Source organism: Candidatus Poriferisodalis sp., assembly GCF_965208555.1.
Taxonomy (GTDB): Bacteria; Actinomycetota; Acidimicrobiia; order Acidimicrobiales; family Poriferisodalaceae; genus Poriferisodalis.
Map to the genome: position 1 here is coordinate 2156151 of NZ_OZ242342.1, position 18233 is coordinate 2174383.

Sequence of the window (18233 nt, forward strand, 5' to 3'; positions counted from 1 at the left end):
GCGACGCCGTGGCTTACTCATCGAGCTCGTCGCCGCCCATGTAGCTCGCCAGCAGCAGCTCCTGGTGCTGTTTCAGCTCGGCTGCCGTGCCTTCCATCACGATGCGGCCGCGGTTCATGACGTAGGCCCGGTCGACGACTTCGAGGGCCATGTGAATGTGCTGTTCCACGATCAGCACGCCGGCGCCGGTGGTTTCGGCGACGTCACGGACGATCGGCAGCAGGCGCTCGACGATCACCGGTGCGAGGCCCAGGCTCATCTCGTCGACCAGCAGCAGCCGGGGGCGTCCCGCGAGCGCCCGCGCCATGGCCAGCATCTGCTGCTCACCGCCCGACAGCAGCCCGGCCCTGCGGCCGAGCAGGTCGCGCAGCGCCGGCAGCAGTTCCAGCGCGTGCTCGAGATCTTCGGATTCGTTGTCGGACTCGCGCAGGCCCAGCCGCAGGTTCTCCTCGGTGGTGAGATCGAAGAAGAGCGAGCGATCCTCCGCGACGTGGGCGAGGCCGAGTCGGGCGTTGCGATGCGGGTACTTGGTGTCGACGGCGATCCCGTCGATCCAGACGTGACCGGCGATCGGCTTGATCAGGCCCGAGATCGTCAGCAATGTGGTGGTCTTGCCGGCGCCGTTGGGCCCCAGCAGCGCGACAACCTCGCCTGGCCGGACGGACATGTCGAGATCGCGCACGACGGCGACGCCGCTGTAGCCCGTATGCAGCCCCGCGATCGTGATGCCGTCGGTCTCCGCGCCAGCGCCGCCGCCGTCTGATGCACCGGCGCTGCCGCGCAACAGCCGGCGTCTCACTGCGCCTCCCTTGCGTCCTTGGCGCCCGCCTCTTGCAGGTCGGTGGCCGACTCGCCGAGGTACGCCCGCACCACCTCAGGATGGACTCTGATCTCGTCGGGTGTGCCGGCGGCGATGATCTTGCCGAAGTCGAGCACGTAGATGTAGTCGCAGACGTTCAGCACCAGACCCATGTCGTGGTCGATCAGGAAGACCGTGATGTCGTGGGTCAGGAACGAGCGCAGCTGGCTGCCCAGCAGCTGGCTCTCGGATGTGTCGAGTCCGGCCGCCGGTTCGTCGAGCAGCACCAGCTTGGGCTCGGACGTCAGTGCCCTGGCCACCCCGACGAGCTTGCGCTGCCCGTGCGACAGGTCGCCGGGGCTGGCGGCGCGGTGCTCGGTGAGACCGAGCACCTCGAGCGCCCAGTCCACCTGCGGCTCGACCCCGGTCTTGCGCGAAGGCTTGACCAGATCGCCCAGGAAGCTGTGCCAGCGGGGCCGCTCACCCGCCACGAGCAGGTTGTCCTCGACGCTCAGATCATCGAAGAGCTCCAAGGACTGGAACGTGCGGGACAATCCCGCCTGGGCTCGCTCGTGTGGCTTCATGGCCAGCAGATCCGCTCCGTCGAGAGTTGCGGTGCCGGCGGACGTTGGCACGAAGCCCGTGATCGCGTCGATGAAGGTGGTTTTGCCGGCGCCGTTCGGCCCGATGAGGCCGACGAAGCTGCCGGGCTCGATGCTGATGCTGACCGCATCGTTGGCGTGCAGGCCCCCGAAGGTGACCGTCAGGTCGCGAGTCTCCAGCAGGCTCATGAGGCGCTGCTTCCTGCGTCACCTGAGACGCCGGCGCCGGCTGCCTGCGCGGGTTCTGCTGGGGCTGCCTGGGAGGCGGCGACAGGACCCCATGCGGGCGAGTCGGGCGGCGGCACGTAGAACAGCCCGCCGGTGCCGGTCGCGTATCTGATGATGGTGTGGACGAGCGCCCGCACGTTCAATCCGATCCACACCGCCAGCACCAGCATCCAGCCGTTGAAGTGCTCTTGGCGCGTCCAGACCAGCCATCCCAGCACCAGGCTGATGGCGATGGTGGGCGCGAGCCGGACCAGGAGGCGCTGCCAGTGGTGCCACCTGGCGTAGCGAATGAAATTGCGCACCACCTGCATCGCCTGCAGGTTCAGCATCGCGATGCCCTCGCCGTTGGTGATGATCGCGTTCAAGATCAGTCCGAGGGCGCCGACGGCGGTGATGTAGTCCTTGGTGACATCGGGGAAGTGGTGGCTGATGAAGTACGCGAGGATGCCGCCGGCCGAGATCAACGAGCCGTACACCGAGCCTGACGCCATCGAGATGCCGCCCAGGTAGGCGAATGCCAGCACGGCGATCCCGACGAAGACGTTGTAGTTCTCGAAAGAGATCGACGACAGCTTGTAGGCCGTCAGGACGCCGCCGACGCCGGCCAGCGCGGCAGCGATGCCGAAGCCCAGCAGCTTGTTGCGGGCCACGTCGATGCCGGCCGCGGCAGCGGCGCGCTCGTTCGAGCGGATGGCGAGGAAACGCCTGCCGGTGCCGCCGCGGCGCAGGTTCGTCACCGCCACCGCGCAGAGCGCGATGAGGATGATCGCGAACACCGCGAACTGCCAGCGGTCGGGATTGAACGTCTCGGGGTCTTGAACGCCGACGTCTGCGCCGAAGACGCTCGGCCGGGGCACCGGATTGTTCGACTTCGCACCCTCGCCGGACAGGAATTCGTTCTTCAGCACGAATTCCCTGATCGCGACCACGGCGGTGATGGTGACCACGGCGAGCTGCACGCCGCGGATGCGCAATGCCGGCAGCGCGATGAGCAATCCGGCGGCTACGGCGATGAGCACGCCTAAGACCATGCCGATCTCGTGCGGCAGCCCCGGGCCGTCGACGGTCACGAACTGGAACTCGGTCTCCTTGGTGCCGTCGGAGACGAGGCGCACCATCATGTACGCGGCAACGCCGCCCAGCGCCGTCTGCGCCAAGCTGATCTGGCCGAGGTACCCGGTCAGCACGACCAGCGACAGCATCACCGGTATCGCCACCAGCGAGGCGGTGAAGGCCACTTCCCACGGGCCGCTGAACAGCCAGACGCCTCCCAAGGCCAGCAGCAGCGGAAGCCCGGCGGTCACGAGCGGGTTGCGCGTCTTGGGTGCCCGCGGCTGGCCCTTGACGCCGACGGTGCCGCGCTCGGGCAGCTTGTCGCCCCGCAGGAACAGGAACAGCACCACGACGGCAAGCGGGATGATCTGCCGCACGGCCTCGGCCCGCAGCAGTTCCGGCCACCACTCCCGATTGGCGATGTTCACGAACCCGGACTGGACCATCCCCAGACCGATGCCGCCCAGCGTGGCCAGCCACACCGACTTGAGGTTGCCGAGCAGTGCTGCCACCAGTGCCGGGATGACGAACAGCGAGTAGTTGGACGGGGTGAGCGTCGCGATGCCCACGAACAGCAGCCCCGCCGCGCCTGCCATCAGCGAGGCCAACAGCCAGTTCAGCAACGCCAGCCGCTGGGGTGAGTAGCCGAGCAGCGTGGCGCCCTTCTCGTTCTCGTCAGCGGCCCTGGTCGCGAGACCGAAGTGCGTGTAGCGGTAGATCAGCGCCACACCGGCGCCCATGATCAGGGCTGCGACGAGCACCCAGACTCGATCGACGCCGATGCTGGCGCCTAAGCCGAGAAAATTGTCGAGCGAGCCGGTCGGCAGGAAGCCCTGCTGGGTGCGCAGCGTGCTGCCGAAGTGGAGCTGCGCAATCGACTGGAACCACAGCATCGCTCCAACCGACCCGATGACTTTCGCCAGCGCCGGCGAATTGCGCAGCGGCCGGAACACCAAGAAGTGCAGCATCACGCCGAGCAGCAGGGCCATCGCCATGCCGAAGAAGATCGGCACGGCCTGATCCCAGAAGAAGCCGGCCTCGGAGAACCCGGTGTCGCGGACGTTGATGCGAACTGGCAGGTTCAGCCAGTGCGTGGGCAGCGGGTCGAACCACGGCAGGTAGATGTCGCCGGTCTGGCGGAGCTCCGACCAGGTGTAGGCCGCGTACATCGCGACTGCGCCGTGCGCAAAGTTGATGACGCCCGAGCCCTTGAAGGCAGCCACGATCCCTGAGCCGAGCATGGCGTAGAGGCCGCCGGCGCCGATGCCGATGATGATGGCAACCAGCAGGTCGCTCATGACGCTTCACTCATGTGAGTCGCCCCATGTCCACTCGCACCCCTTGGGTTGCACGCGGGCAGAGCCCGCCCGTCGCCATGACGGCGCAGGGCGGGCTCTGCACGGCGTGCCGCGGAGCTGCTAGCCGCGCGGCACCTCGGAGGCAACCGCAGACAGCAGGTCACGGACGTTGATCCACGTGCTCGGGTCGGCCGGGTCGTGGCCCAAGAACTCGTTGGCCACGAACTCCTCGCCGTTCCAGGTGAAGCTCGTGAAGAAGAAGGCGCACACTGCGCCCCAGTCGGACACCTTGTTGGCGCAGTCGAGCGGCGTGCCCGCCACACGGTGCTGATTGTCGAGCGAGCCCATGAAGGCCTTCAGCGCCTGGTGATCGCTCGGGTCGCCGCCGGTGGCAACGAAATCGCCGACGACTTGATACGCCATCACTGCGGTGTTGAAGCCGAGCCGCATGAAGGTCGACAGCGGCGACTCAGGATCGCCTGCCACCAGGATTGCCTCGCGCTGGTTGACTTCCCACTGCCAGAACGGGTGGAACTGCGCTAGCAGCGACGCGTTGTCCGGCGCCGGCGGCCCTTCGAAGCCGAAGTGCTTGCCGGTGGCGGACGCTGCGCCGGTGACGGCGTCGTCCACGCATGAACCCGACGGCCACACCTGGTGGGTGTTGCCCGCAGCGTCGAGCGCATCGTTGTACTCAGCGCAGTCGGACGCCTGGATGCCGAAGTGCACGGCACCGTTGCTGCCCTCCAGGAAGTTCAGCACTTCCTGCACGTTGGCATCGTTGTCCGAGGGGTCGCCCGGTGCTTCGGGGAAGCCGCGGAATTCGAGCCCAGCGGTCTGCTCGTAGTACTTGTAGAAGCGCTCCTGGGTGTCAGCCCAGCATTCTTGGCCCGGCGCATTGTCGGAGTAGATGATGGCGATGCGGTCGTGACCCGCTTCGACCATGGCCTGCGCGGCGCCGGGGAATGCGGTGACGCAGGCGCCGCTCATGGCGAGCGATCCGTCCGCGACGAAGTCGGCGACGAAGATCGGCAGCGTGTCGATGACGGGGAACTGGCCGCCCCACACGGGCCAGAAGATCGGGCTGAAGAAGTCGATGCCCTTCACGATGATGTCGGGGTTGGCAGCGACCGACTCTGCGGCGCAGGCCTGCGCCTCAGCCGGGTCGAGCGTGTGCGGACACGACTCCAGCGCCAGCGGCCTGCCTGGCACGCCGTTGGCGAGGTCAGCGCCGACGCCGCCGAGCGTGGTGTTGATGAAGTCGATGCCGATCTCGAGGCCCTCGCGAATCTCGGGGAACGAGCCGCCGGGCGACCCTTCCAAGTTCACCAGGAACAGGGTGATCGGATCGCCCTCGGCTGCTAGCGGGTTGGCCTCGCCCAGGTGGACCGCTTGCTCCCATTCCTCGGCGCCATTGCCGAAGATGGAGTTGTCGGCGAGCATGCCCGACATGTCGTCGTCGGCCATGTCGTCATCGGCCATGTCGGCGCTGTCGTCGGCCATGTCGTCATCGGCCATGTCGGCGCTGTCGTCGGCCATGTCGTCGTCGGCCATGTCGGCGCTGTCGTCCGCAGCCGCCTCGGTCGTAGCGACCTCCTCGGCCTCTCCATCGTCGCTGCCGCACGCCGCAGCAACAAGCGTGAACGCGAACAACAGCGCAAGCAGCCTTGCGAGTCTTGAAGTTCTCACGTGATCCCCTCCCGGAATTTGTGAAAGCACATTAGGCGAAATGGGGCGGCCACATTGGCTCGTCGACGGTCCAGGAGACCGGCTCGCCCCAGTGCTCGCTGAAGACCGACAGGTGCGCCGGCTTGCGCTGGGCCACGCCCCACTTGCCGAGCGGCGTGCCCAGCGGGACCATGCCGTGCATCTGCCAGACGCCGTCATCAGGCACGCCCAGCAGTCGCTCGACCCGCTCCTGCTGCAGCTTGAGCAGCGTGGTGATGGCCGTGCCCAGGCCTTCGGCGCGGGCCGCCAGGCACAGGTTCCACAGGCACGGGAACGTCGTGGTCTCGCCGCCGGGCTTGCCGAACACGAACACCAGGACGGGCGCTTGATGCAGATTGTCGGCGAACCACTGGGCTGAGCTGTCGATCCGGACCGCCGCCTGCACGGCCGGATCATCCCGGCTGCCCGTGGCCACCTGCTGCTGGACGTGCGCGTAACGGGTCGAATTCAGCTCGTCGAGGCACTCGCGGTAGATGCGCTGAATCTCGCTCTTGGTGCCTGGCTCGGCGACCGTCATGAAGCGGAAACGCTGCTCGTTCCCGCCGCTGGGGCCGCGCACTGCTGCGTCGAACAGCTTGGGCAGCAGTGCAGGGTCGAACGGCTCCGATGACAGCCGGCGCATCGCCCGAGTCGTGTAGATGGCTTCGTAGACGTCCATCCGGGCAACGTAGCCGGGTGTCACGCGGTCAGGCGGGCTGCGTGAAACCGCCGGTCCCGCGGCGGTGTAGCTTGACGCCGCTGTCGAACGGAGTCACGCCATGGCTGGGCAATCATCTGGGCAATCATCGGAGGTCCATCCCGAGGAGAACTACGAGGACGTCACGATGTACGACCTCGACGCCGACGTGGAGGAGCAACTGCTCCTAGCGCACAACGAGTGCACGTTCATCTGGGCCAACAAGGAGGGCTGGCCGGTCGGCGTGATCATGTCGTACGTCTGGAGCGACGGGAAGTTCTGGCTGACGGCATCGAGCCAGCGGGCCCGCATCAGCGCCGTTCGGCGAGATCCGCGGGTGTGCATCGTGGTCACCAGCACCGGCTCGCCGATGCCGCGCAACAAGGCGATCACGTGGAAGGGCAACTGCACGGTTCACGACGATCGCGAGACCAAGGACTGGTACTACCCGGCGCTGGCTGCGGCGCTGAGGCCCGACAGCGAAGCAGCCCAGGCTGCCTTCGTCGAGTTCTTGGACTCGCCTCGCCGGGTCATCCTCGAGGTCGAGCCGACCCAGCGGATCGGCTACGACGGAGCCAAGATGTCGAAGGCCACTGCCGAGTGGATGGCAGCGCGGGCCTCCCGCTGAGGAACGAAAGGCACACCATGAAGGTCGGCATCACGCTCCCGACGCTCTACCCGATGGAGGGCACGGAGCAGATGCTCCCGCTCTATGAGCAGATGGGTGCGGACAGCTACTGGGCGCCCGACCACATCTTGGGCGTCTTCCACCCTGAGCTGTGGGCCGACATCCCGCTTTCGGCGCTCGGCGCCGACCCCGATGCCTTCTACGACCCTTTCGCCTACGGGGTGAAGGTGGGCACCATGACCGACAAGCCGTACGGCATCTCGGTCACTGATTCGACCCGCCGTCGAGCGGCCGACCTGGCCCGCACCGCATTGACCCTGCACGATCTGATCCCCGGCGGCTTCATCCTGGGCGTCGGCTCGGGGGAGGCGGAGAGCCTCACGCCGTTCGGCTACCCGTTCGATCGTCCCGTGGCTGCGCTCGAGGAGTGCCTGGTCGAGCTGCGGAGCCTGCTCGACACCGGGTCGATGCCCAGCGGGCCTGGTCGCATGGGCCTGCCGCTGGAGATGCCGGGCAAGGGCAGTCCGCCCGTGTGGATTGCCGGTCATGGGCGTCGGATGCTGCGGCTCACCGGTCAGTACGGCGACGGCTGGATTCCGGCGTGGTGGATGTCGGCCGAGGAATACGGGCAGAAGTACCAGACCGTCTGCGAGCACGCCGCAGCGGCAGGCAGGCCCGCGCCGACTGCCGGCATGCTGCCGTTCTGCCTGTTCGCGGAGAGCGCCGAACGGGCAGCCGAGATGTTCGACGCGGAGCCGCTCGGCAAGCTCTTCGGCCTGTTCGCGATGGGGTCCATCTGGGAGGCGAACGGGATGTCTCACCCCTTGGGCAACGACTCCCAGGGCTTCATCGATGTCATCATCCATGACCTCGACGCCGACGACCTGCGCGATCTGGCGCCCACGATCCCCTTCGAGATGGTGCAGCAGGTGCTGTTCGTGGGCAACGCGCAGGAGATCGGCTCGCAGCTCGAAGGATTCGCACGCAACGGGCTCGAGTACGCCGTGCTGGCCAACCTCACCGGCGTCGTCGGCGGGATGGACGAGATCATGGCGAGGGCCATGGAGTTCCCCCAGCTCATGGCGGTGCTGCGAGAACTCTGAGCCGCTAGCGCTGACTGTGCCTGTTGCTTCCAGCTACCGCTGACTGTGCTTGATGGTTCCAGCTAGCGCTGGAACGCCACCTCGGCACCGGCAAAAAGGTCGGCGAAGTCGTCGTCGGTCTCGGCGGCCACGAGGCGGTCGACCCAGCCGTGGAAACGCTGGCCGCCGGCCTCGTTGCGGCCGAACAGAAACTCCGTCTTGGCCCCGGTCTTGACAGCCCGCTGGATCCGGTTGCCGGTGTAGTAGTCCTCGTCGCGCACAACATGCAGCAGGAATGCCTTCTGGGCCTCGATCAGCTCGTCGAGTTGCTCGTTGGGCTCGAATGCGGCCAAGAAGTGCTGGACGGTCCGGGAAGTGTCGGGATTGTCACCAGGGAAGAGCGTCGAGATCATGTACATGCGACCGCCGCCGGGAACGCCGTCGGCGCTCACCTTGAAGCCCGCGACCGAGGTGTGCGGAAAGATCGTCCATACGCCTGCGGTCAGCACATCACTGGGCCAGTCGTCCTCGTCGAGGTCGTCGAGCACCAGGATCCGGTGGTCGGGCGAGGTCACCCGCTGGTGAGGACCCCACGCGTCGTAGATGGCCTTGTTGGAGTAGTCGGGCCCGAACGTTTCGCGGTGCAAGATCGGCAGGTGGTAGAAGTCGAGATAGCCGTCGTAGGCCACCTTCCAGTTGGGGCCGTCGACGCTCTGGCTGCCCACGTAGGCACAGCTCGCGAAGTCATGATGCTCCAGCATCTCGCCGTAGCCGCAGAGGTAGGCATCGATGTCGAAGGGCATCCCCGGTGTCAAAGCGCCGAAGATGATGCCGGCCCGCTCCGCCACGGGAAGCGGGGTGAGGCCGTTGCAGTCGGGGTCGAGATCGCCGAATTCGTCACGGTCGAGGATGCCCACCAGCCGACCCTCGTTGTCGTAGCTCCAAGCGTGGTAGGGGCAGGTGAACCTGCGGGCCGAGCCGGTTCCTTCCCGCACGACGATGGAGCCGCGGTGGCTGCACATGTTCACGAACGAGCGCATCAGGCCGTCGGCGCCGCGTGACAGCAGGACGGGCACGCCCGCGACCTCCAGCGCCTTGTAGCTGCGGGGCTCGGGCAGCTCGCACGTGAAGCCCAGCACCAGGGGAGTGCGTTTGAAGACGCGCTCCATCTCCAGTCGCCAGCGGTCCGGGTCGTAGTAGTTCGTGGCCGGGACCCGCCCGATCTCGCCCGCCAGCGGCACGGTGCCCGCACGGGCGTGCTTCAGGGTCCTGCGGGTGAGCTCGACCAGCGTCTCGTAGCTCATCTGAACACCCCCTACCCCTCTCGGGCAGCTTCGGCTACCCGGTGGTTGGCGACTTGCGGGCCGGCGATCCAGTTGCACATCTGCGGGTCGCACTCTCGCAGCTCGCCGCTGATCCACTCGCCTTCGCTGGTGAACACTCCCTGGCGATCACCGTCGGTCACCACGATGTCGCCGATCTCGCCGTCGTGCTGGCGCTCGTACAGCGCGCCACTGAACGGGTGATGCAGGCCGCTCGGCATGTCAGCAGCCTCCTGCAGCAGTGGCGGCTGCCTCGGCGCCGCTTGTCGAGATGGCAACTGCTTGCTCGCGGCCCCGCTCGACCCATTCGCCCAGCTTGTGGTGCAGCCACCGGACCTTGCTCTCCTGGTAGTTGCCCAGGGTGATGCCGGGCTTGCGGGTGGTCTCGAGACCGATCTGCAGCTTGGCCATGTTGAACAGGTCTTGGTTGAAGACCTTTCCCAGCATGCCCAGCTCGGGTGCGTCGGTGAAAGTTTCGAACTCTTCCAGCCAGTGGATCTCGCACGGCGGAGGCTTCTCGCCCTGGTAGGGCGCTAGGAAGATGCACTCCATGATCGCGGAGCGGTGATCGTCGCCGTTAGGCCTGAAGCGGTACACGATGCGGTTGAACGCGCCCCACGGGTGGAAGTTGGGGAAGACCGTGTAGTCGATGCTGTCCATCATCTCCGCGTCGGACATGGAGTCGACCCACTCGTCGCCGGCCACCGATCGCCATCGCTTGCGGCTGGCCTCTGCGGCGATCGCACGCATGTTGGCTTGGTCGTCGAGCTGCATCGGCAGTTCCTGATCGTGGCGCACGTCCAGCATCGCCCGCATCATCTGATCCGCGGTGGGTTCCCAGTCCAGCAGCGGGCTCGGCGTGCCGCCCGGTGTGATCACCCGGGCGAAGTTCTCCCAGATGTCCACTTGGGAGTTGGTATCGCCGAGGTACGGCATGATCTGGGGGTGCGTGGCGTTCACGTGGTACGCCTCGCAGAACGCCTCTTGGGCGATCTTCCAGTTCGCGCGGATCACCTTCGCCACGTGTGCCTGCTTGTAGCGCCGCTCGAGGTCCCACACCTGGAACTGGTCGACGATCTCGCCCAGAAACTCCTCGAGTGACTCGGTGTTGTGGGGATCGGGGTTGATGAACACGAACCCGGCCCATTCGCCGACCTGGGCCTCAGGCAGCGTGAAGTTCTCGCGGTCTACGTGGGGGAAGTCCCAATCGCCGGGGATGTCCTGCAACTCGCCGCCCAAGGTCCAGGCGAACCCGTGGAAGGCACAGCGGATCTCGCTGCAGCGGCCGTTGTAGTCCTTGAGCCGTCGGCCCCGATGCAGGCAGGCGTTGACGTACGCCTTGATGCCGTCTTCGGTGCGCATGACGATGTAGGAGTCACGGACTATCTCGTAGATGTAGTAGTCGCCCACCTCGGGGATCTCGTCGGTACGGCAGGCGTACTGCCAGACCTTCTGCCAGACGTGCTCCACTTCGGCCTCGTGCCACGCGCGACTGGTGTAGCGGCTGGCGGCGACGTCCTCGCTGCCGAGATAACGCGGGTGGTCGAGCCGCAACACCTCGGGAACCTCGTGCGTGTCGGCGTCGAGCAGCTGCTGGTAGCTGATGCCGGGCGACCTTGCCTCGCCCCACGCGCTCGGCTGGCCTTGTGCGACGGACATGTTGCGTTCCTCTCTCGGCATGCTCACGCTGCGTGTGTCTGCGCCGTTCAGTCTTGCCCGAATCTCGCCCCCGTGCCGTCACGAGGTTGCGCCGGCCGGTAGTTGGTCGTGCGCTGGGTGCGTCCGCCGCTGACCAGCAGCAGCTGACCGGTGACCCACGAGGCCGCGTCAGACGTCAGGTAGACGACCGCGGCGGCGATGTCGGCCGGTTCGCCCATGCGCCCGAGCGGGATGCTCGCCGTCAGTTCGTCCAGCCGATCCGACACGCCCAGCACCTCGAGGAATGCCTCGGTGGCAATCGGTCCCGGCGCTACCGCGTTGACGCGAACTTGCGGCGCCAGCTCGAGAGCCAGCGTCTGGGTGAGGTTGTTCATGGCCGCCTTGGCAGCGGCGTAGGGGCCGGTCATCGGCGAGCCACGCGTCCCGGCACCCGACGAGATGTTGACGATGGCGCCGCCCGCATCGCCCATCGCGGCGGCTGCCGCCTTGCAGCCCTGAAACGCCGTGGTCAGGTTCAGCTCGAGCTGGGAGCGGAACACGTCGTCGGGTGTGTCCGCCAGCGAGCGCACGGTCTTCTCGTCGGACCCGCCCACGTTGTTGACCCACACGTCGACACGTCCGAACTCGGCCAGCGTGCGGTCTGCCAGCGTCGCGGAGAAGTCGCGAATGTCGCCCGGCACGATGAGCGCCCGCTCGCCGTGCGCTTCGATCGCGGCCGCGGTGGTCTCCAGGTCGCCGACTCGCCGGGCATTGATCGCCACGTCGCAGCCGTGCTCCGCGAGCGCGATGGCAATCGAGCGGCCGATGCCTTGGCCCGCGCCGGTGACCACGGCGACTCGGTCGTCCATGCGGAACAGCGGCGCGATGCGCGGCGCTGGTTCTGCATGACTCGCCGAAGAGCCTGCCGCGGGCGGGTCGGTCATGCGGTGAAGAAGTCGGCCCTGGGGGTGCGGGTGTCGTCGTACACCGGCTCGCGCAGGTCGCAGCGGTACTTGTTGTTGTCCGCTCCGATGATGCCGCAGTCGCCCAGCGTGGCCCGCATGTTGAAGTAGTTCGGGTGCTCGAAGTGCGCCGCCAGCGATGCCTCGTCGGCCCACAGCTCGTAGACCAGCACTCGCGTGTCGGTGCACGGGTCGGCCGAGAAGCAGTAGGCGAGGCAGCCCGGTTCGTCGTCCCGCGTTGCCTGCTGCAGCGGGCGGCCCAGCTCGACGGCGCGGTCCCGGTTGGCGGCGGTGTCGAAGTCGATCTCTCCGGCGATGATGATCATGAGATTGCCCTGTGTTTGTTTGCGGTTGCTACCCGCGCCGGCCGGCTTCGCCGATGACCGATCCGGCACCGCGGTGGAAGCGGTTGGGTGTCGAACCCGCGGTGGTCCATCCGGCATCCACGACCAGGCAGTGCCCGCTGACGTAGCGGGCGTCGTCGCTTGCGAGATAGAGGGCGGCGTTGGCGATGTCGATCGGCATGCCGCCGAAGCCGAGCGGCGAGCCTGCAGAGATGTGCTGCTGCGCACTGTCGGTGTCGGTGTGGTCACCGCTGATGACCGAAGCGGTCATTGCGGTGACGATGCTGCCCGGCGCGATGGCGTTGGCCCGTACCCCGTGCGCAGCGAGCTCGTTCGCAATCGACTTGGTCAGTCCGATGACGCCGTGCTTCGCCGCGGTGTAGGCATGCGGGCCGAGACCTCCCGCGACGCCCGCGACCGACGAGGTGGAGATGATCGAGCCCGATCCCTGGGCGATCATCACCCGGGACGCGTGCTTGCACCCCAGGAACACGCCCCTCAGCAGGATGGCCAGTGACTCGTCCCACGCCTCGACCGGCGTCTCGGCGATGGAGCCGACCGCGCCCACGATGCCGGCGTTGTTGAACATGCAGTCCAGTTGCCCGAACTCGCTGACTGCGGCCCCCACGGCGGCTTCGACGTCGGACTCGTCGGTGACGTCGGTGCGGTGAAATCGCGTGGTGTCGCCCAGCGACGAGACCAGCTCGCGTCCTGCCTCCTCTTGGATGTCGGCCACCACCACGCGAGCGCCCTCCTCGACGAAGCGACGCACCGTCCCCTCGCCCAAGCCGCTCGCGCCCCCGGTGATGAGTGCGACCTTGCCGTCGAGTCGTCCCATGAGTGTCGGTCCTTCCAGTCGGCCCAGCCGCGTCCGGCGGTCACTGGCGACGCGGCATGCGAGAGTATGGCCGCATCAGGGAGGATTGTCCGATGATCGACTACCAGCGGCTGTTCCACACGGGGATACGAGTGCCTGACGTGGATGCTGCCATGGCCGAGATGGGCGAGACGCTGGGGGTGAGCTGGGCGTCGGTGCAGCACAACCCGGCGCAGCAGGTGTGGACGCCCCAGCACGGCCTGCAGACCGTCGAGCTGGTCTTCACGTACTCATGCGAGGGGCCCCAGCATCTCGAGCTGCTGGCCGGCGAGCCGGGCACCATCTGGGACGGCTCGGTCGACCCGGGGGTGCATCACGTGGGGGTGTGGGTCGACGACGTGGTCGCGGAGACCGAGCACTGCCTGCAGGCCGGCTGGCAGGTCGCCGCGGCGGGGGCGTCGCCCGACGACGGCTATGGCGCCTTCACCTACGTCGTGCCGCCCAGCGGCCCGATCGTCGAACTGGTCTGGTCGGCGATCGAGCCTCGCTTCGAGTCGTGGTGGTCAGGCGGGCGGCTCGGCAGCGAGCGCACCTGACGCGCGATCGAGTCCCGGTCCCAGCCACTCGAAGTAGTGGCGATAGAAGTGCCGGATCTTCGTCTCCTGGTACGAGGCGAAGATCACCTCCTGCTGCTCTTGGGCTCGCAGGCCCTTCTGCACCAGCGGCAGATTCAGCGAGTCCTGCTGGAAGATCTTGGCGAGCGGCCCGAGCTGGGGAGCGAGCGTCCAATCGTCGTCAAGCCCGAGGTGATGGACCGACGCCGGCGGCGGCCGGTCGGCCGGATCGGGGGGCGCCAGCGGGAACAGCATCACCTCGAAGATGCACTCCTGGGGGTTGTCGCCGTTGGGCCGAAAGCGGTACATGATCGGGTTGAAGCAGCCCCACGGTGACCAGTTGGGAAACACCGAATAGAAGATGGCGTCGATCATCTCCGCATCGCTGATCGCGTCCAGATCGACGGCGTCGCCCATCTCCTTGCGCACCTGCGCCCGCTTCTGATCGGCGATCCATCCCCGGACGTTGGTCACCTCGGGCGGTGGATCGGGCGTCATGAGCGGCACATCTTCCATCCCCGGAAGCAGGGGGCCGCCGATCCATTTGCACAGATGCGGATCGGCCTGGGTCTGCGGGCCCTCAATGTGGTTGCCGTCGTCGTCGAAGATGCTGACGTTGCCGTCGAGGTCGGCGACCGAGACTCGGGCCTCGTCGACCCGCTCGTAGATGTGTCCGTTCATGGGGTGCCGCCAGCGGGCGAACTGCTTGCCGTCTGCCAGCCGCTCGTACCGCGGCGCGTCGCCGAGGTGCGGGCTTGCGACGGCGTGCGCGGACATCGCCCGGCTGTAGTTGCCGAAGGCGTCGTAGCGGCTGTTCGCGTCGCCGAGGTTCTCCATGAGCGTCGGGTGGGTCGCCACGACGTGGTAGCTCTCCATGAACGCCTCTTGGCAGGTCTTCCAGTTCATCGGCATGAGCTTCTGGACGTGGACGGCCTTGTAGCGGCGCTCGAAGGGCACGAATTCGAAGTGGTCAGCGAGGTCGCCCAGGTAGTCGCTCAGCGGCGCGGCGTCGCGGTCAGGGTTGATGAACACGAAGCCCTGCCAGGTGCCGACTAGGGCCTCGGGCAGCCCGTAGTCGGCCATGTCCACATCGGGGAAATCCCACTGGCAGGGGATCTCCTTCATCGAGCCGTCCAGCTCCCAGCACCAGCCGTGAAAGGCGCACCGCAGGTTTGCGGCGCCGTGTCCGTGCGTCTCGCGCAGCTTGCGGCCCCGATGCAGGCAGGCGTTGCGGTAGGCCTTGATCTGATCGGGGGCGGTGCGAATGACCAGGAACGACAGGTGCGCGATGTCGTAGACGTGGTAGTCCCCGACCTCGGGAATCTCCTCCTCAAGACAGGCAAGCTGCCAGACGCGGCCCCACAGTCGCTCGACTTCGAGGTCGTGCACGTCCTGCGCGTAGTACACCCGGGCCGGCACCCGCGTGTTGCCCGGCTGGTGCTCTCCGACTCGCCGCAGTGCCTCTGACACGGGGTGCGTGTCGTCGTCGAAGAGCTCGTCGTAGCTGATGCCCGCGGAGCGGCCGGTTCCGGTCAGCGTCTCAGTCATGGCAATTGATCACTGTCCATTCTCTGTCTACTGGGATGGTCGTAGATCGCAGCGAGCATCTTGCGGGCTCCGCTCACGATCTCATTTCGGTCGACATCGAGCGCTGCCAGCGAGTCGATGTGCGCCAGACCCATCAACAAGATGTACGCAGCCTTCACGTCTGCCAGCGACATGCCCGTGTCCTCCATCCAGTCCCGTGCCCGGGTCGAGATCCAGTCGTCCAGCAGTTCGGCAACGTCGGGGTTGCTGAGCGCAGCAAGATGGATCTCCAGCAGCAGGCGGCGGCCGTCGCCGAATGCGGGGGACAGGAACGTCTTGATGCCGAGATCGGGATCCGCAGGGCGCACCGGCTGCTGCCCCGCCAGCCCGTAGAGCTGGGCCCGGCAGGCCTCCACCAGCAGCTCGCGCTTGTTGGCGAAGTGGTTGTAGATCGCCGGTGTCGACACATCGGCCCGACGGGCGACATCGGTCAGGGTCACTCCTTCGAAGCCGTGCTCGATGCACGCGGTGATGGCCGACCTGAGCAGGCGCTCCCGCGTGGGAACGCCGTCGGCATCTTCTTTGGGAGGTCGACCGACCGGTCGCGTCGTGGGTTCGGACATGCCGGTGTCAGTATGGGCCACCGGCCCGGACCTCGTCGGCTGAGCGATCCGGCGTCGGGATCGGCAGGCTGTAGCGGTGCCGCACCGGGACATGATCGTGATCGGGGCTGGTCCCGCCGGTGCGGCGGCCGCCATGCGCGCTGCGCGGGCCGGCATCAACGTGACGGCGTTCGAGAAGGGCGCACCGGGGCGCGACAAGGTCTGCGGTGACGGTCTGACACCGCGTGCGGTTGCCGCGCTCGACGAGCTGGGCGTCTCGCTGGACGATGCACACCGCATCGCCGGGTTGCGCATGATCGCCGGGCAGCGTGTGCGCGAGCTGGACTGGCCCGCGAACGGGCAGTTCGGTCCCTACGGGGCGGTGTGGCCCCGCCGCCGGCTGGACAGCGCACTCTGCGACGGTGCTGCGGCGGCCGGCGCCGAGCTGTGCTTCGGCACCGAGGCGTTGCCGATCCTCGAAAACGGCCGCGCCGTCGGCGTCACCGCCGGCGGTGAGCGCTGGACCGCCGATCTGGTCGTGCTGGCAGCGGGCGCCCAGGGCCAGGCGGCCCGCATGCTGGGTGCGCTGCGCGATCCCGACGAGCCGTTCGGCCTCGCCATCCGCACCTACGCCGAGACACCCCGCCACGCCGAGGAGTACCTCGAGGCGTGCCTGACGCTGCGCGACCCCGACGGCACCGCCGTGCCCGGCTACGGCTGGCTCTTCCCCGCCGGCGACGGCACCGTCAACGTCGGCGTCGGCGCGCTCAGCACCATGAAGGGCTTCGCGAAGCTGAACCTGAACCGGCTCTGCGACAGCTACCGCGACCTGGTGGCCGAGAGCTGGCAGCTCGGCCCCTACCTGGAGCGTCCCCGGGCGTGGCGCCTGCCGATGAGCGCGGTGCGGCGGCACGGCCCCGGCTGGGTGGCCATCGGCGATGCGGCCGGGCTGATCAACCCGATGAACGGCGAGGGCATCGACTACGGCCTCGAGACCGGCATCCTCGCCGCCGATCTCTTCGCGGCCGATCCCACCGCAGTGCCCGACACCTATGACCGGCTCGTGGCCGACCGCTTCGACGCCTTCCTACGCACCGGCCGGCGCTTCTCGTTCCTGATCGGGCACCCGCGCATCCTGCGGACAGGCCTGCGGCTGGCGGTGGGCACCGATGCCATCGCGCGTCTCACCCTGCAGGTCATGGGCAACCTCATCGACAACGAGACCCCCGGCGCTGCGGGCCGGGTGCTGAACGTGGCTGACGCCGCGCTGGCGGCGGTCTCGCCGGCGCTCCGCCGCCTGCACCGGCGCCGCACCGCCCGCACCCGCGGCACCCTTCCCTCGGGAGGGTCCTGAGGCCGACCCCTCTGCGGGCGGCCGCTACGGTGGCTCGCCGTGACTGCAGTGCTGCTCGACGGCCAGGCACTGGCCGAACAGATCAAGGAAGACCTGCGCATCCGGATCACCCAGGAAGACCTGCGGCCGGGGCTCGGCACGATCCTCGTCGGTGACGATCCGGCGTCGCACAGCTATGTCGGGGCCAAGATCCGCGACTGCGGCGAAGTCGGCATCGCCTCGATCCACGAGGCGCTCCCTGCCGACATCACCCAGGCCGAGCTGGACGCGGTCATCGAGCGCTTCAACGCCGACCCGGCGGTGCATGCCTACATCGTGCAACTCCCGCTGCCTCGCCAGCTCGACGAGGAAGCGGCGCTGCTGGCCATCGATCCCGACAAGGACGCCGACGGCCTGCATCCGGTGAACCTGGGCCGGCTGGTCATGGGCGTCGACGGGCCGCTGCCGTGCACGCCCCGCGGCATCCAGGTGATGCTCGAGCACTACGGCGTGCCGGTGGAGGGGCGACATGTGGTGGTGGTGGGCCGCGGCCTCACCATCGGCCGGCCCATGGCGCTGCTGATGGCGCTGAAGCGGCCGGTGGCGAACGCGGCCGTCACGGTCGTGCACACCGGTGTCGCCGACCTAGGCGCCTACACCCGTCATGCCGACATCGTCATCGCGGCGGCCGGAGTGCCTGGCCTCATCACGCCGGACATGGTGAAGCCGGGCGCCGCTGTGGTCGGCGGCGGCATCACCCGCGAGGGCCGCAAGATCCTGTCCGACGTGGACGAGTCGGTCGGCGAGGTGGCCGGCTGGGTCACGCCCCGGCTGGGCGGCGTCGGCCCGATGACCCGCGCCATGCTGCTGGCCAACACCGTCGACGCCGCCGCTGCGGCCGGTTGAGCCACTGCCGATCCCAGCGTGTCGGCGTGGCCCGATGGGCACGGCGGTGACGCAGGTGCGGTTGCCGGGCCGCTGCG

Annotated in this window: 18 protein-coding genes; 5 read left to right on the forward strand and 13 right to left on the reverse strand. The window is 67.8% G+C overall.

Annotated features, from left to right (window positions below; all coding sequences use genetic code 11):
• Positions 1–13 precede the first annotated feature (13 nt).
• The 5 genes from ACOGXE_RS10055 to ACOGXE_RS10075 form a co-directional block, all read right to left on the reverse strand.
• Positions 14–799, reverse strand: coding sequence for an ABC transporter ATP-binding protein (locus ACOGXE_RS10055; RefSeq protein WP_419930778.1), 786 nt, complete (start codon positions 797–799; stop codon positions 14–16).
• Complete coding sequence (locus ACOGXE_RS10060; RefSeq protein WP_419930779.1) at positions 796–1590, reverse strand: ABC transporter ATP-binding protein; 795 nt, start codon at positions 1588–1590, stop codon at positions 796–798. Before ACOGXE_RS10060 ends, ACOGXE_RS10055 begins: the two co-directional genes overlap by 4 nt.
• Complete coding sequence (locus tag ACOGXE_RS10065; RefSeq protein WP_419930780.1) at positions 1587–3980, reverse strand: ABC transporter permease; 2394 nt, start codon at positions 3978–3980, stop codon at positions 1587–1589. The genes ACOGXE_RS10060 and ACOGXE_RS10065 overlap by 4 nt, the downstream gene beginning before the upstream one ends.
• 120 nt (positions 3981–4100) lie before the next feature.
• Positions 4101–5666 (reverse strand): hypothetical protein, encoded by a 1566-nt coding sequence (locus tag ACOGXE_RS10070; RefSeq protein ID WP_419930781.1) that lies wholly within the window; start codon positions 5664–5666, stop codon positions 4101–4103.
• A gap of 31 nt (positions 5667–5697) precedes the next feature.
• On the reverse strand, positions 5698–6363 hold the full coding sequence (locus tag ACOGXE_RS10075; RefSeq protein ID WP_419930782.1) for a nitroreductase family protein: 666 nt from the start codon (positions 6361–6363) through the stop codon (positions 5698–5700).
• Positions 6364–6463: 100 nt separating this feature from the next.
• On the opposite strand from ACOGXE_RS10075, the gene ACOGXE_RS10080 reads away from it, so the two are divergent.
• Together ACOGXE_RS10080 and ACOGXE_RS10085 are read left to right on the forward strand one after the other, a co-directional pair.
• Positions 6464–7009, forward strand: a complete 546-nt coding sequence (locus ACOGXE_RS10080) for a pyridoxamine 5'-phosphate oxidase family protein (protein WP_419930783.1) — start codon at positions 6464–6466, stop codon at positions 7007–7009.
• Between the two features lie 17 nt (positions 7010–7026).
• On the forward strand, positions 7027–8112 hold the full coding sequence (locus ACOGXE_RS10085; protein ID WP_419930784.1) for an LLM class flavin-dependent oxidoreductase: 1086 nt from the start codon (positions 7027–7029) through the stop codon (positions 8110–8112).
• A 62-nt stretch (positions 8113–8174) separates the two neighbouring features.
• On the opposite strand, the gene ACOGXE_RS10090 is transcribed toward ACOGXE_RS10085, so the two are convergent.
• From ACOGXE_RS10090 to ACOGXE_RS10115, 6 genes are read right to left on the reverse strand one after another with little or no spacing between them, the layout of a single operon-like run.
• Positions 8175–9395, reverse strand: coding sequence for an aromatic ring-hydroxylating oxygenase subunit alpha (locus ACOGXE_RS10090; protein WP_419930785.1), 1221 nt, complete (start codon positions 9393–9395; stop codon positions 8175–8177).
• Between the two features lie 11 nt (positions 9396–9406).
• Positions 9407–9634 (reverse strand): hypothetical protein, encoded by a 228-nt coding sequence (locus tag ACOGXE_RS10095; protein ID WP_419930786.1) that lies wholly within the window; start codon positions 9632–9634, stop codon positions 9407–9409.
• Position 9635: 1 nt separating this feature from the next.
• Positions 9636–11072: an aromatic ring-hydroxylating oxygenase subunit alpha gene (locus tag ACOGXE_RS10100; RefSeq protein ID WP_419930787.1), complete on the reverse strand. Its 1437-nt coding sequence runs from the start codon at positions 11070–11072 to the stop codon at positions 9636–9638.
• A 47-nt stretch (positions 11073–11119) separates the two neighbouring features.
• Complete coding sequence (locus ACOGXE_RS10105; RefSeq protein ID WP_419930788.1) at positions 11120–11995, reverse strand: SDR family NAD(P)-dependent oxidoreductase; 876 nt, start codon at positions 11993–11995, stop codon at positions 11120–11122.
• Positions 11992–12339, reverse strand: a complete 348-nt coding sequence (locus ACOGXE_RS10110; RefSeq protein WP_419930789.1) for a putative quinol monooxygenase — start codon at positions 12337–12339, stop codon at positions 11992–11994. The genes ACOGXE_RS10105 and ACOGXE_RS10110 overlap by 4 nt, the downstream gene beginning before the upstream one ends.
• A gap of 28 nt (positions 12340–12367) precedes the next feature.
• Positions 12368–13195 carry a glucose 1-dehydrogenase gene (locus ACOGXE_RS10115; protein ID WP_419930790.1) on the reverse strand — a complete coding sequence of 276 codons (828 nt, stop codon included), beginning with the start codon at positions 13193–13195 and terminating at the stop codon, positions 12368–12370.
• Positions 13196–13287: 92 nt separating this feature from the next.
• On the opposite strand from ACOGXE_RS10115, the gene ACOGXE_RS10120 reads away from it, so the two are divergent.
• Entirely contained in the window at positions 13288–13770 is a 483-nt protein-coding gene (locus ACOGXE_RS10120) for a VOC family protein (protein WP_419930791.1), read from the forward strand.
• Here ACOGXE_RS10120 and ACOGXE_RS10125 read toward each other — a convergent pair.
• Both ACOGXE_RS10125 and ACOGXE_RS10130 read right to left on the reverse strand, forming a co-directional pair.
• Positions 13738–15336, reverse strand: a complete 1599-nt coding sequence (locus tag ACOGXE_RS10125) for an aromatic ring-hydroxylating oxygenase subunit alpha (protein ID WP_419930792.1) — start codon at positions 15334–15336, stop codon at positions 13738–13740. The two genes, ACOGXE_RS10120 and ACOGXE_RS10125, sit on opposite strands and share 33 nt — an antisense overlap.
• Complete coding sequence (locus ACOGXE_RS10130) at positions 15333–15938, reverse strand: TetR/AcrR family transcriptional regulator (protein WP_419930793.1); 606 nt, start codon at positions 15936–15938, stop codon at positions 15333–15335. Before ACOGXE_RS10130 ends, ACOGXE_RS10125 begins: the two co-directional genes overlap by 4 nt.
• A gap of 76 nt (positions 15939–16014) precedes the next feature.
• Here ACOGXE_RS10130 and ACOGXE_RS10135 point away from each other — a divergent pair, with 76 nt between their 5' ends.
• Positions 16015–17271: an NAD(P)/FAD-dependent oxidoreductase gene (locus ACOGXE_RS10135; RefSeq protein ID WP_419930794.1), complete on the forward strand. Its 1257-nt coding sequence runs from the start codon at positions 16015–16017 to the stop codon at positions 17269–17271.
• A gap of 39 nt (positions 17272–17310) precedes the next feature.
• Positions 17311–18156 carry a bifunctional 5,10-methylenetetrahydrofolate dehydrogenase/5,10-methenyltetrahydrofolate cyclohydrolase gene (locus tag ACOGXE_RS10140; RefSeq protein ID WP_419930795.1) on the forward strand — a complete coding sequence of 282 codons (846 nt, stop codon included), beginning with the start codon at positions 17311–17313 and terminating at the stop codon, positions 18154–18156.
• The last annotated feature ends 77 nt before the right edge of the window (positions 18157–18233 follow it).

Coding starts and splice junctions, on each gene's coding strand:
- ACOGXE_RS10115 (WP_419930790.1), bottom strand. CDS start 13,195: ATGGGACGACTCGACGGCAAGGTCGCACTCATCACCGGGGGCGCGAGC.
- ACOGXE_RS10085 (WP_419930784.1), top strand. CDS start 7,027: ATGAAGGTCGGCATCACGCTCCCGACGCTCTACCCGATGGAGGGCACG.
- ACOGXE_RS10095 (WP_419930786.1), bottom strand. CDS start 9,634: ATGCCGAGCGGCCTGCATCACCCGTTCAGTGGCGCGCTGTACGAGCGC.
- ACOGXE_RS10090 (WP_419930785.1), bottom strand. CDS start 9,395: ATGAGCTACGAGACGCTGGTCGAGCTCACCCGCAGGACCCTGAAGCAC.
- ACOGXE_RS10080 (WP_419930783.1), top strand. CDS start 6,464: ATGGCTGGGCAATCATCTGGGCAATCATCGGAGGTCCATCCCGAGGAG.
- ACOGXE_RS10060 (WP_419930779.1), bottom strand. CDS start 1,590: ATGAGCCTGCTGGAGACTCGCGACCTGACGGTCACCTTCGGGGGCCTG.
- ACOGXE_RS10110 (WP_419930789.1), bottom strand. CDS start 12,339: ATGATCATCATCGCCGGAGAGATCGACTTCGACACCGCCGCCAACCGG.
- ACOGXE_RS10125 (WP_419930792.1), bottom strand. CDS start 15,336: ATGACTGAGACGCTGACCGGAACCGGCCGCTCCGCGGGCATCAGCTAC.
- ACOGXE_RS10065 (WP_419930780.1), bottom strand. CDS start 3,980: ATGAGCGACCTGCTGGTTGCCATCATCATCGGCATCGGCGCCGGCGGC.
- ACOGXE_RS10120 (WP_419930791.1), top strand. CDS start 13,288: ATGATCGACTACCAGCGGCTGTTCCACACGGGGATACGAGTGCCTGAC.
- ACOGXE_RS10105 (WP_419930788.1), bottom strand. CDS start 11,995: ATGACCGACCCGCCCGCGGCAGGCTCTTCGGCGAGTCATGCAGAACCA.
- ACOGXE_RS10100 (WP_419930787.1), bottom strand. CDS start 11,072: ATGTCCGTCGCACAAGGCCAGCCGAGCGCGTGGGGCGAGGCAAGGTCG.
- ACOGXE_RS10075 (WP_419930782.1), bottom strand. CDS start 6,363: ATGGACGTCTACGAAGCCATCTACACGACTCGGGCGATGCGCCGGCTG.
- ACOGXE_RS10130 (WP_419930793.1), bottom strand. CDS start 15,938: ATGTCCGAACCCACGACGCGACCGGTCGGTCGACCTCCCAAAGAAGAT.